Origin of the sequence: Pseudomonas sp. ERMR1:02 (genome assembly GCF_002277815.1) — a bacterium.
In the GTDB taxonomy this organism is placed as follows: Bacteria; Pseudomonadota; Gammaproteobacteria; order Pseudomonadales; family Pseudomonadaceae; genus Aquipseudomonas.
On sequence record NZ_NKJI01000029.1, the window covers coordinates 9,533 to 24,028 of the forward strand.

General features: G+C 61.9%; 2 protein-coding genes. Both read left to right on the top strand.

Translation table 11 applies throughout. The features are described 5' to 3' along the window. The first annotated feature begins 365 nt into the window (after positions 1-365). Positions 366-13,391 (top strand): non-ribosomal peptide synthetase, encoded by a 13,026-nt coding sequence (locus CES87_RS29895; RefSeq protein WP_128608941.1) that lies wholly within the window; start codon positions 366-368, stop codon positions 13,389-13,391. Positions 13,392-13,589: 198 nt separating this feature from the next. Further along, complete coding sequence (locus CES87_RS29900; protein ID WP_128608942.1) at positions 13,590-14,408, top strand: alpha/beta fold hydrolase; 819 nt, start codon at positions 13,590-13,592, stop codon at positions 14,406-14,408. Positions 14,409-14,496: the final 88 nt, after the last annotated feature.

Below are 14,496 nucleotides of genomic sequence, written 5' to 3' on the forward strand. Positions count from 1 at the left end.
GAGACCTTGGCTGTCCTACACATCGAGCGACAAATTATGTTGAATGATAATGATTGTCAATTGAGAAAGAGAACTAATGCTCCACGGAAGTGCAGAGTAAGAACTTCGACACGCTGACTCATCCCGTCCTAATTATTTCAAGACGCTATCCGTTCTCTTTGGTGAATGACACAGCGCAATCCCCATCACCCTGTAGGAACAGCCTGCTCGCGATGGTCGCCAACGATAACGCTGGGTGCCTGACTCCCCGCGGTGTTCTCCGGTTTTTCGCGAGCATTCGAGCGTCGACCGGCTGCTCCTACAGGGAACGTCGTGACATACGAAAACCGATTCCAATTGCAAGCCGAATTCAGGCAGGAAACCTCATGACCGACGCGTTCGAAATCCCCAGCACACTGGTCCAAGCCCTTCAGCGTCGCGCGGCGCTGACGCCGGATCGGGTGGCCTTGCGTTTTCTCGCCGAAACCCGGGATCAGGCTGTGGTGCTCAGTTATCGCGAACTGGATCAACGAGCGCGGACGATTGCCGGCGCGTTGCAGGCCGAAGCCGGTTTTGGCGATCGCGCGGTGCTGCTGTTTCCCAGCGGCCCGGATTACGTCGCGGCGTTTTTCGGCTGCCTGTATGCCGGTGTCATCGCCGTGCCGGCTTATCCTCCGGAGTCGACGCGTCGTCATCATCAGGAGCGACTGCTGTCGATCATCGGCGACGCCGAACCGCGCCTGCTGCTGACCAGCTCCGGTCTGCGCGATGCACTGCTGGAAATTGAAGGCGCGCCGCCGCTGCTGTGCGTCGATAACCTCGACAATGCGCTGGCCGAACGGTGGGTCGCGCCGGACCTGGCCGATGAGCACATCGCGTTCCTGCAATACACCTCCGGTTCCACAGCATTGCCGAAGGGCGTGCAAGTCAGTCACGGCAACCTGGTGACCAACGAACTGCTGATTCGTCACGGTTTCGGCATCGACCTCAATCCCGACGACGTGATCGTCAGCTGGCTGCCGCTGTACCACGACATGGGCCTGATCGGCGGTCTATTGCAGCCGATATTCAGCGGCGTGCCGTGCGTTTTGATGGCGCCGGCGTGCTTCCTCGGCCGACCGTTGCGCTGGCTGGAAGCGATCAGTGAGTACGGCGGCACCATCAGCGGCGGGCCGGATTTTGCCTATCGACTGTGCAGCGAGCGGGTCAGCGAGTCGGCGCTGGAACGGCTCGACCTGAGCCGCTGGCGCGTGGCGTATTCCGGGTCCGAACCGATCCGCCTCGATACTCTGCAACGCTTTGCCGAGAAGTTCGCCACCTGCGGTTTCGCTGAAGACAGCTTCATGGCCTCTTATGGTCTGGCCGAAGCCACACTGTTCGTCGCCGGTACAACCCGCAGTCAAGGCATCGGCAACCTGCGTGTCGACGATCAAGCCCTGGCGCAGAACCGTGCAGAAGCGGGCGAGGGCAGCGCGATCATGAGCTGCGGCATCAGTCAGCCCGATCATGGGGTGCTGATCATCGACCCAGTGACGCTTGCCGAACTGGCAGACAACGCAGTCGGCGAAGTCTGGGCCACCGGCCCGAGCATCGCCCACGGCTACTGGCGCAACCCGGAGGCGACCGCCAAGACCTTTGTCCAGCACGCCGGCAAGACCTGGTTGCGCACCGGTGATCTGGGCTTCATGCGGGGCGGTGAACTGTTCATCACTGGTCGCCTGAAAGACATGTTAATTGTGCGTGGTCATAACCTTTATCCACAGGACATCGAGCAGACCGTCGAATGTGAAGTGGAGGTGGTACGCAAGGGGCGCGTCGCTGCTTTCGCAGTGAATCTCGACGGACAGGAAGGCATCGGCATCGCCGCGGAAATCAGCCGCAGCGTGCAAAAAATCCTGCCGCCCGAAGCCTTGATCAAAGCCATCCGTCAGGCCGTGGCCGAGGCGTATCAGCAAGCGCCGAGTATGGTGGTTTTGCTCAATCCGGGCGCATTGCCCAAGACCTCCAGCGGCAAATTGCAACGCTCGGCGTGCCGTAATCGACTGGTGGATGGCAGCCTCGACAGCTATGCGGTTTTCCCTTCGACCACTGCCGAAGAACAAAGCCAAACCGAATCGGGTACCGATCTGCAAAACCTGATCGGCCAGATCTGGTGCGAGCAGTTGCAGGTCAAACAGGTCGCCGCCGACGATCACTTCTTCCTGCTCGGCGGCAACTCGATCACCGCCACGCAGGTGATTGCCCGGGTGCGCGAAGAACTGGGCCTGGAGCTGAATCTGCGTTTGCTGTTCGAGGCGCCGACCCTGGCCGCGTTTGCCGCCGCTGTGGTGCAGCAGCAACAAGACGGCGGCAGCGCTCAAGGCACAATCACCGCTTTGTCGCGCACTGAGGCTATGCCGCAATCCCTGGCGCAAAACCGCCTGTGGATAACCTGGCAACTCGATCCGCAAAGCAGCGCCTACAACATTCCCGGCGCCTTGCGCCTGCGCGGCGAGCTAGACGAAGAGGCCTTGCGCGCAAGCTTCCAGCAGTTGATCGAGCGCCACGAATCCTTGCGCACGCGCTTCTTTGAGCGCGACGGCGTAGCTCTGCAACAGGTCGATGCCGCTGGCGAATTCAACCTGCAATTGATCGACATCAGCGATCTGCCGGGCGTCGAGCGTGAAGCGCGTGCGCAGCAGATCCGCGAGGACGAAGCACGCACTCAGTTCGATCTGGAAAAGGGCCCGTTGCTGTGGGTGACGTTGGTGCGTCTTGACGAGGAAGATCATCAGCTGTTGGTGACCCTGCACCATATCATCGCCGATGGTTGGTCGCTGAACGTGCTGATCGACGAGTTTTCCCGGTTATACGCGGCGGCCTCTCAAGGGCAGCAAGCGGCACTCGCGGCATTGCCCACGCAATACGCCGATTACGGCAGCTGGCAGCGCCAATGGCTGGCGCAAGGGGAGGGCGAGCGTCAGCTGGCTTACTGGAAAGCGCAACTGGGTGACGAACACCCGACGCTCGAACTGGCCACCGATCATCCGCGTTCTGCCAGGCAAACCCACAGCGCCGCCCGCCACACCGTGCGTCTGGGCGCGCCCCTGAGCGAGGCCATTCGCCAGACCGCCCACGCCCATGAATCGACAACCTTCATGCTGCTGCTCGCAGCGTTCCAGACCCTGTTGCATCGCTACAGCGGTCAACGCGACATCCGCATCGGCGTGCCCAACGCCAACCGCCCGCGCCTCGAAACTCAGGGTCTGATCGGCTTCTTCATCAATACCCAAGTATTGCGTGCCGAGCTCGATTCGCGTCTGCCGTTCGCGCAACTGTTGGGTCAAACCCGACGGGCCGCACTGGACGCGCAAGCGCATCAGGACCTGCCATTCGAACAACTGCTCGAAGCCTTCCCCCAGGCGCGCGAACAGGGCTTGTTCCAGGTCATGTTCAACCACCAGCAGCGCGACCTCAGCGCCTTGAAGCGCCTGCCGGGGCTGCTGGCTGAAGAGCTGCCGTGGCATAGCCGTGAAGCCAAGTTCGATCTGCAATTGCATAGCGAAGAAGATCGCAACGCTCGCCTGACCCTATCCTTCGACTATGCCAATGAACTGTTCGACGCCGCGACCATCGAGCGTCTGGCCGAGCATTTCATCCATCTGCTTGAAAGTATTTGCACGCAGCCGACCACCGCTGTCGGCGACCTGCAATTAATGTCTTCAACCGAACACGATCAACAAGGCGACTGGGGCGTCGCCCCTTGCGATCCGGCGCAAAAGTGGCTGCCGGAGCTGCTCAATGAGCAGGCACGCCAGACCCCGGAACGCACCGCGCTGCTGTGGGACGGCGGTCGCCTGGACTTCGCCGAACTGCACGCCCAGGCCAACCGCCTGGCGCATTACCTGCGCGACAAAGGCGTTGGCCCGGATGTCTGTGTGGCCATCGCCGCCGAGCGTTCGCCGCAACTGCTGATCGGCCTGCTGGCGATCATCAAGGCCGGTGGTGCGTATGTGCCGCTGGACCCGGATTACCCCGCCGAGCGCCTGGCCTACATGCTCAGTGACAGTGGCGTCGAATTGCTGCTGACGCAGACCCAATTGCTCGATCGCTTGCCGGCCAGTGATGGCGTCAGCGTGATCGCCATGGACGCCCTGCATCTGGAAAACTGGCCAAGCCATGCGCCAGGCCTGCATTTGCACGGCGATAACCTCGCGTACGTGATCTACACCTCCGGCTCCACCGGCCAACCCAAAGGCGTCGGCAACACCCACGCGGCGCTGGCCGAACGTCTGCAATGGATGCAGCGCACCTATCGCCTGAACGACAGCGACGTGCTGATGCAAAAGGCGCCGATCAGTTTCGACGTGTCGGTGTGGGAGTGCTTCTGGCCGCTGATAGCCGGCGCGCGCCTGCTGATCATCGGCCCCGGAGAACACCGCGATCCGCATCGCATCGCGCAGCTGGTTCAAGAATATGGCGTGACCACGCTGCACTTCGTGCCGCCGCTGCTTTCGCTGTTCATCGACGAGCCGCTGAGCGCCGAATGCACCAGCCTGCGCCGCGTGTTCTGCGGCGGTGAAGCCTTGCCGGCCGAACTGCGTAACCGCGTGCTGGCGCAACTGCCGGCGGTACAACTGCATAACCGTTATGGTCCGACCGAGACCGCAATTAACGTCACCCATTGGCATTGCAGTGTGACTGATGGCGAGCGCTCGCCGATTGGCCGACCGTTGGGCAACGTGATTTGCCGAGTGCTCGACAGCGACTTGAATCCTGTCCCGGCCGGCGTGCCGGGCGAACTGTGCATCAGTGGCGTTGGTTTAGCCCGTGGTTATCTCGGACGACCGGCGTTGACTGCCGAACGCTTCGTGGTCGATGCACTAGGCGAGCAGGGCGCGCGTCTGTATCGCACTGGCGACCGTGCACGCTGGACCGCTGACGGCGTGATCGAATACCTCGGCCGTCTCGATCAGCAGGTCAAACTGCGCGGCTTTCGTGTCGAGCCGCAAGAAATCGAAGCGCGTCTGCTGGCTCAGGACGGCGTTGCCCAGGCCGTGGTGCTGGTGCGTGAAACCTCGGCCGGTGGACAACTGATCGGTTACTACACCGCGACCGATGCCACTGAAACCGAAGAGATTCAAACCACGCGCCTGAAAACCGCACTGGCGGCTGAGCTGCCTGAATACATGGTCCCGGCGCAACTGATGCGTCTGGACGAAATGCCCCTCAGCCCGAGCGGCAAACTCGACCGTCGCGCCTTGCCGGAGCCGCAGTGGCAGGTTCGTGAGCACGTTGAACCCGTGACTGAACTGGAGCAACAAATCGCCGGCATCTGGTGTGAAGTGCTGGGTCTAAAACAAATCGGCCTGCGCGATGATTTCTTCGCACTCGGCGGTCATTCACTGCTGGCCACGCAAATCATCTCCCGCACCCGTCAGGCCTGCGACGTCGAACTGCCTCTGCGTGCATTGTTCGAGAACAGTGAACTGGGCGCGTTTGCCGAACAGATCCGCTTGATCCAGGCCAGCGGCCACACCAACAAACAGCCGCCGATCGAGAAAGTCGACCGCAGCCAACCGGTGCCGCTGTCCTATTCCCAGCAGCGCATGTGGTTCCTCTGGCAAATGGAGCCGGACAGCCCGGCCTACAACGTCGGCGGCATGGCGCGTCTGCGCGGGGTGCTGGATGTCGGGCGTTTCGAGGCAGCGTTGCAAGCGCTGATCCTGCGTCACGAAACCCTGCGTACCACGTTCCCGAGCGTCGACGGCGTGGCTCGTCAGCAGGTGCATGCCGAGACGGCTGTGCGCATGGATTGGAAGGATTTCTCGACACTGGCCGCTGATGTCCGCGAGCAGCGGGTGCAGCAATTGGCCGACGATGAAGCGCACCTGCCGTTTGATCTGGAAACCGCTCCGCTGCTGCGCGCCTGCCTGGTCAAGACCGCAGAGCAAGAGCATTACTTCGTGCTGACCCTGCACCACATCGTCACCGAAGGTTGGGCGATGGATATCTTCGCTCGCGAACTTAGTGCGCTTTACGAAGCGTCCGTCGACGGCCGTGAATCGCCGCTGGCACCGCTACCGGTACAGTACCTGGATTACAGCGTCTGGCAGCGTCAGTGGCTGGAGTCCGGCGAGCGTCAGCGCCAGCTCGACTACTGGACCGCGCAACTGGGCTGCGAACATCCGTTGCTGGAATTGCCCGGCGACCGTCCGCGTCCGCCGGTGCAAAGTCATCAGGGCGAACTGTTCCGATTCGACCTGAGCGATGACCTCGCGGCACAGGTCCGCGCCTTCAATGCGCAACAGGGCCTGACCCTGTTCATGACCATGACCGCCGCGCTGGCCGTGCTGCTATACCGCTACAGCGGCCAGACCGACTTGCGCATCGGCGCGCCGGTGGCCAACCGCATCCGCCCGGAAAGCGAAGGGCTGATCGGCGCGTTCCTCAACACCCAGGTGCTGCGTTGCCAGCTCGATGGCCAGATGTCGGTCGGCGAGCTGTTCGAGCAGGTGCGCCACACGGTGATTGAAGGCCAGTCCCATCAGGATCTGCCGTTCGATCATCTGGTCGAAGCCTTGCAGCCACCGCGCAGCGCCGCGTACAACCCGTTGTTCCAGGTGATGTGCAATGTGCAGCGCTGGGAATTCCAGCAGAGCCGCACCCTTGCTGGCATGACGGTGGAGTACCTGGCCAACGACGCCCGCGCGACCAAGTTCGACCTCAACCTGGAAGTCACCGATCTCGACCATCGCCTGGGCTGCTGCCTGACTTACAGCACCGATCTGTTCGACGAGCCGCGCATCGCGCGCATGGCCGGACATTGGCGCAACCTGCTGCAAGCGCTGATCACCGATCCGCAACAGCGTCTGAGCGAACTGCCGCTGCTCGACGCGCCGGAACAGCAACAGCTGCTCGACAGCCTCGGCGTCGAGCCGGGCGAGCATCGCCTCGACCAGTGCATCCATCAGCTGTTCGCCGAGCAGGCGCTGCTGCGCAATGATGCGCCGGCCCTGACCTTCAACGGGCAGACCTTAAGCTATGCCGAACTCGACAGCCGCGCCAATCGCCTGGCCTGGATGCTGCGTGAACGTGGCGTCGGGCCGCAGGTTCGCGTCGGACTGGCGTTGGAGCGTTCGCTGGAAATGGTCGTTGGCCTGCTGGCGATCCTCAAGGCTGGCGGCGCCTACGTGCCGCTGGACCCGGAGTACCCGCTCGATCGCCTGCATTACATGATTGAGGACAGCGGTATCGGCCTGATGCTCAGCGATGCGGCGATGTTCAAGGCTCTAGGTGATTTGCCGCAAAACGTGGCTCGCTGGTGCCTCGAAGAAGACGCCGCCGAACTGGAGAATTACCCGGCCACCGAATTGCCATTCATCAGCCTGCCGCAGCATCAGGCGTACCTGATCTACACCTCGGGTTCCACCGGTAAGCCCAAAGGTGTGGTTGTGTCCCATGGGGAAATCGCCATGCACTGCCAAGCAGTGATCGAGCGCTTCGGCATGCGTGCGGATGACTGCGAACTGCATTTCTATTCGATCAACTTCGACGCCGCCACCGAACGTCTGCTGGTGCCTTTGTTGAGTGGCGCGCAGGTTGTTTTGCGGGCTCAAGGCCAATGGGATGCCGAAGAAATCTGCGGGCTGATCCGCGGTCACAACATCAATATTCTTGGCTTTACCCCAAGCTACGGCAGCCAGTTGGCGCAATGGCTGGCAACCCGCAATGAAATCCTGCCGGTGCGCATGATCATCACCGGCGGCGAAGCGCTGACCGGCGAACACGTGCAACGGATTCGCGCGGCGTTCAAGCCCGGCCTGTTCTTCAATGCCTATGGTCCGACCGAAACTGTGGTCATGCCATTGGCCAGTCTGGCTCCCGAGGTACTGGAAGAAGGCGCCGGCAGCGTGCCGATCGGCAGCGTAATCGGCGATCGCGTGGCGTACATTCTCGATGCCGATCTGGCTTTGGTGCCGCAAGGTGCTACCGGCGAGTTGTACGTCGGCGGCGCTGGCCTGGCCCAGGGTTATCACCAGCGTCCGGGCATGACCGCCGAACGGTTTGTGGCGGATCCGTTCGCCAACAATGGTGGGCGTCTGTATCGCACCGGCGACCTGGTGCGCCAGCGCGCCGATGGCCTGGTGGAATACCTCGGGCGCATTGACCATCAAGTGAAGATTCGTGGTTTTCGCATCGAGCTGGGCGAGATCGAAACCCGACTGCTGGAACATGTATCGGTGCGTGAAGCGGTTGTCCTGGCGCTCGATGCACCGAGCGGCAAGCAGCTGGTTGGCTATCTTGTATCCGATGTCGCCGAACAGGATGAAGCACAACAATTAGCATTGCGCGAAGCGCTCAAGTCGCACCTCAAGGCACAACTGCCGGACTACATGGTGCCCACGCACCTGATCCTGCTGGCGAGCATGCCGTTGACCGCCAACGGCAAACTCGACCGCCGCGCACTGCCGGCACCGGACCCGGAGCTGAACCGTCAGCAATACGTGGCGCCGGGTAATGAACTCGAGCTGACCTTGGCGCAGATCTGGTGCGAAGTGCTCAACGTCAAACAGGTAGGCCTCAACGACAACTTCTTCGAACTCGGTGGCGACTCTATCCTGTCGATCCAGGTGGTCAGCCGTGCGCGACAGCAGGGCATTCACTTCAGCCCGCGCGACCTGTTCCAACACCAGACCGTGCAGACCCTGGCAGCCGTGGCGACCCGCACCGAACTGGTCGCCGCCGAGCTGGTTATTGCAGAGCAGGGCTTGATCACCGGCGAGTCGCGCCTGACGCCGATCCAGCATTGGTTCTTCGACACCGACATCCCGCAGCGCCAGCACTGGAACCAGGCGTTGCTGTTGCAACCGAGTGTGGCACTGGAGCCCCATCGTCTGGAGCAAGCGCTGCTGGCGGTGATTGAACAGCATGACGCCTTGCGCCTGCGCTTCAGCGAGGTCGCCGGCCAATGGCACGCCGAACACCAGGCGATTACCGATGCGCCGGTGTTGTGGCAGGTGCGCGTTTCGTCCATGGACAAATTCGCCGCTCTGTTTGCCGACGCGCAGCGCAGTCTCGACCTCGAAGAGGGACCGCTGATGCGCGTGCTGCTGGTCGATGGTCCTGAGGCGCAGCAACGGCTGTTCATCGCCATTCACCACTTGGTGGTGGACGGCGTTTCGTGGCGCGTGCTGCTGGATGATCTGCAAACCGTGTATCGCCAACTCGACGCGCAGCAGTCGGTGAAACTGCCGGCGAAAACCAGCGCATTCAAGGACTGGGCCGCGCGCTTGCAGGCCTATGCCGGTAGCGAATCCCTGCGTGAAGAACTGAGCTGGTGGCAGACGCAATTGGCAGGGCCGAGCGCCGAATTGCCGTGTGATCGCCCCGAAGGTGGTCGACAAAATCGGCATGCGCAAACCGTCAGCGTGCGCCTCGACAGCGAGCGTACCCGGCAATTGCTGCAACAGGCACCAAGCGCCTATCGCACCCAGGTCAACGACCTGTTACTGACCGCACTGGCCCGTGTGTTGTGCCGCTGGAGCGGTCACGCATCGGCGCTGATTCAACTGGAAGGGCATGGCCGCGAGGCCCTGTTTGACGAGATCGACCTGACCCGTACCGTCGGCTGGTTCACCAGCGCTTATCCATTGCGCCTGACCCCATTGAACATCGAAGAGGCGGCCGGGCAGGGCGCCTCGATCAAGGCGATAAAGGAACAATTGCGCGCCGTGCCGCACAAGGGCCTGGGTTACGGCGTGCTGCGCTACCTCGCCGACGATCAGTGCCGCCACGGCATGGCGGTGTTGCCGGTGGCGCCGATCACCTTCAACTACCTCGGCCAGTTTGACCAGAGCTTCGGTGCCGATGCATTGTTCCATCCGCTGGACGAAGCCATCGGCGCGGCCCACGATCCGCGGGCGCCGTTGCCGAACGAGTTGAGCGTCGACAGTCAGGTCTATGGCGGTGAACTGGTGCTGCGCTGGACCTTCAGCGCCGAGCGCTTTGATCCGCAAACCATCAGCGATCTGGCCGACGCCTACGTGGGCGAACTGCAGAGCCTGATCGAACACTGCTTGCGCGATGGTGCGGGCGGTCTGACGCCATCGGACTTCCCGCTGGCCAAACTGAACCAGACACAACTCGATGCGCTGCCGGTATCGGCCGCCGTCATCGAGGACGTCTACCCGCTGACCCCGATGCAGGAAGGCATGCTGCTGCACACCTTGCTGGAACCGGGCACCGGCCTCTATTACATGCAGGACCGCTACCGCATCAACAGCGAACTCGATCCGCAGCGCTTTGCCCAGGCCTGGCAAGCGGTGATTGCCCGCCATGAAGCCTTGCGTGCATCGTTCTGCTGGAACGTCGGCGAAGACATGCTGCAAGTTATCCACAAGCCGGGCAGCACACCGATCGAGTACCTCGACTGGAGCGATATCGCCGACGCGGAGCAGGAACCAAAGCTGCAAACCCTGCTCAAGAGCGAGCGCGAGGCCGGCTTCGATCTGCTCAATCAGGCCCCGTTCCACCTGCGTTTGATCCGGGTGGGCGCGGAGCGTTACTGGTTCATGATGAGCAACCATCACATCCTCATCGATGCCTGGTGCCGTTCGCTGCTGATGAACGATTTCTTCGAGATCTACACCTCTCTGGGCGAAGGCCGGGAAGCGCAGCTGGCCGTGCCGCCACGTTATCGCGACTACATCGGCTGGCTGCAACGCCAGAGCCTGGCCGAAGCGCGGCAGTGGTGGAAAATCAACCTGCAAGGTTTCGAACGGACCACGCCGATCCCCAGCGACCGGCCGTTCCTGCGCGAACACGCTGGCGACAGCGGCGGCATGATTGTCGGCGATCGCTATACCCGGCTCGACGCCCGTGACGGTGCGCAACTGCGTGAACTGGCCCAGGCCCATCAACTGACCATCAACACTTTCGCCCAGGCGGCGTGGGCCCTGGTGCTGCGGCGCCTGAGCGGTGATCGCGACGTGCTGTTCGGTGTCACGGTAGCCGGGCGCCCGGTGGAAATGCCCGAGATGCAACGCACCGTCGGCCTGTTCATCAACAGCATCGCGCTGCGGGTGACGATGCCCCAGGACGATCAACGATGCAGCGTGCGCCAGTGGCTGACGGACCTGCTCGACAGCAACATGCAGTTGCGCGAGTACGAATACCTGCCACTGGTGAGCATTCAGGAACAGAGCGAATTGCCCAAGGGCCAGCCGCTGTTCGACAGCCTGTTCGTGTTCGAAAACGCCCCGGTGGAAGTCTCGGTGCTGGACCGTGCGCAGAGCCTCAATGCGACCTCGGATTCTGGCCGCACCCACACCAACTTCCCGCTGACGGCGGTGTGCTATCCGGGCGATGACCTGGGCTTGCACCTGTCCTACGACCAGCGTTATTTCGATGAATCCACGGTCGAGCGCATGCTCGGCGAATTCAAGCGCTTGCTGCTGGCACTGGTCGAAGGGTTCCATGGTGACATGGCCGATCTGCCATTGTTGGGGGGCGAGGAACAGGATTTCCTGATCCATGGCTGCAACCAGAGCGAGCACGAGTATCCGCTGGAGCAGAGTTACGTTGCATTGTTTGAAGCACAAGTCGCCGAGTATCCGCAGCGGATCGCTGCCAGTTGTCTGGACCAGCAGCACAGTTACTTTGAACTGAACCAGCGCAGTAACCGTCTCGGTCATGCCTTGGTCGCTGCCGGTGTCGGGCTGGATCAACCTGTGGCATTGCTGGCTGAGCGCAGCCTTGGTCTGCTCGGCATGATCATCGGCAGTTTCAAGGCGGGGGCGGGTTATCTGCCGCTGGATCCGGGGCTGCCGGGTCAGCGCCTGAGCCGGATCATTGAACTAAGCCGCACGCCGCTGCTGGTGTGCACTCAGGCATGCCGCGAGCAGGCTGTCGCGCTGCTAGAGGAATTCGGCTGCGCCAGTCGTCCTCGGTTGTTGGTTTGGGAGGAGGTGCAGGCAAGCGATGTATTGGTGAGCAATCCAGGCATCTACAGCGGTCCGGATAACCTGGCGTACGTGATCTACACCTCGGGTTCCACCGGATTGCCGAAGGGCGTGATGGTCGAACAGCGCGGCATGCTCAATAACCAGCTGAGCAAGGTGCCGTACCTGGACCTGAGCGATGCCGACGTGATCGCCCAGACCGCTTCGCAAAGCTTCGATATTTCGGTCTGGCAGTTCCTCGCCGCGCCGCTGTTTGGTGCGCGGGTGGACATTGTGCCGAACACCATCGCCCACGATCCGCAGGGCTTGCTGGCCCATGTGCAGAGCCAGGGCATCAGCGTGCTGGAAAGCGTGCCGTCGCTGATCCAGAGCATGCTCGCCCAGGAGCGCATGAGCCTCGACGGCCTGCGCTGGATGCTGCCGACCGGTGAGGCGATGCCGCCGGAACTGGCACACCAATGGCTGTTGCGCTATCCGGACATCGGGCTGGTGAATGCCTACGGGCCGGCGGAATGCTCGGATGACGTGGCGTTCTTCCGCGTGGACATAGACTCGACCCGCGGCAGCTATTTGCCGATCGGTACGCCGACCGACAACAACCGTTTGTACCTGCTCGATGGCGCGCTGGAACTGGTGCCGTTGGGTACAGTGGGCGAGTTGTCCGTCGCCGGTACCGGCGTGGGTCGCGGTTACGTCAGCGATCCGCTGCGCACCGCGCAGGTGTTTGTGCCCAATCCGTTTGGCGCACCGGGCGATCGTCTGTATCGCACAGGCGACCTGGCTCGCCGTCGTAGTGACGGCGTGTTGGAATACGTCGGGCGAATTGACCATCAAGTGAAGATTCGCGGCTACCGCATCGAACTGGGTGAAATAGAAGCGCGACTGCATGAGCAACCGGAAGTCCGTGAAGCGGCGGTCGGTGTGCAGGAAGGTGTGAACGGCAAGCTTCTGGTCGGGTTCCTGGTAGCAAGCATGGTAGCGGCGGATTCCGCGCTCAATCCAGCTGAACGCCTGGAGCGCATCAAGCAACGCCTGCGCGCCGAACTGCCGGAATACATGGTGCCGCTGCACTGGCTGTGGCTCGACAAGATGCCGCTCAACGCCAACGGAAAACTGGACCGCAAGGCCTTGCCGGTCTTGGAGATCGGCCAGTTGCAGAGCCAGGACTATGAAGCACCGCGCAGTGAGCTTGAGGGGACTTTGGCCGCTATCTGGGCCGAGGTGCTGAAGGTCGAGATGGTCGGTATCCGCGACAACTTCTTCGAACTGGGCGGGCATTCATTACTGGCCACACAGATCGCGTCGCGGGTGCAGAAAATCCTGCAACGGGATGTGCCGCTGCGGGCGATGTTCGAGTGCAGCACGGTGGAAGAACTGGCCGGGTATATCGATGGGTTGACGGCCAGTGACATTACCGAGGAGAAGGTGGATCGGTTGAATGATCTGATGGCGGAGTTGGAGGGGCTTTGATTCTTGGGCGCCTGTGATGGCCCCTTCGCGGGCAAGCCTCGCTCCTACGGGTTTTGTGTGGTTGCGAATGCACCACGATCCCCGTAGGAGCGAGGCTTGCCCGCGAAGGCGTCGGCACGGTTTGTACAATTTTCGCGTTGACTGCACTGGATTGCCGCTTCAGCCTTCCGGCTCCATTTTTTCAAACGGAGCCACCCGATGCCCTTCGTAACCATTGACGGACAACCCCTTCACTACATCGACCAAGGCACCGGCCCTGCGGTCCTGCTGGCCGGCAGTTATCTGTGGGACCAGGCCATGTGGGCGCCGCAGATCGCATCGTTGTCGCAACAGTATCGGGTGATCGCGCTGGACCTGTGGGGCCACGGGGAATCGGGACCGTTGCCCGACGGTACGACGTCGCTGGACGATGTGGCACGTCAGGCATTGGCGCTGCTCGATCATCTCGATATCGATCGCGTGACCCTGGTCGGCCTGTCGGTTGGCGGCATGTGGGGCGTGCGGTTGGCGTTGTCGGTGCCGCAACGGCTCAACGGGTTGGTGCTGATGGACACCTACGTCGGCGTCGAGCCGGAAGCGACCCGCCAGTACTATTCCTCGCTATTCAAAATGATCGAAGAAAGCGGCGTGATTTCGCCACAGTTGCTGGACATCGTGGTGCCGATCTTCTTCCGTCCGGGCATCGATCCGCAGTCGGCGCTGTACCAGGATTTCCGTGCCAAACTTGCGGCGTTGCCACCCGAGCGTCTGCGCGAAAGCATCGTACCGATGGGACGAATTACCTTTGGCCGGGATGATCTGTTGCCGCATCTGGGCGAGCTGAACGCCGCGACCACGCTGGTGATCTGTGGCGATCAGGACAAGCCAAGGCCGCCTTCGGAAGCGCGTGAAATGGCGGAGTTGATTGGTTGTCCGTGTGTGCTGGTGCCGGAGGCGGGGCATATATCCAATCTGGAAAACCCGGAGTTTGTGACAGAGGCGTTGCTGGCATTTTTGTCCGAGCGTAATCCGCTATAAACCTGTAGGAGCGAGCACGCTCGCGATAAGCCCGAGAACGCCGCTGGGTGTCAGGCTGCCAGCGTAATCGTTGGCGACCATCGCGAAC

Bases quoted from the DNA above. Each gene is read 5' to 3' on its own strand.
- CES87_RS29895 (WP_128608941.1), top strand. From the start codon at position 366: ATGACCGACGCGTTCGAAATCCCCAGCACACTGGTCCAAGCCCTTCAG.
- CES87_RS29900 (WP_128608942.1), top strand. From the start codon at position 13,590: ATGCCCTTCGTAACCATTGACGGACAACCCCTTCACTACATCGACCAA.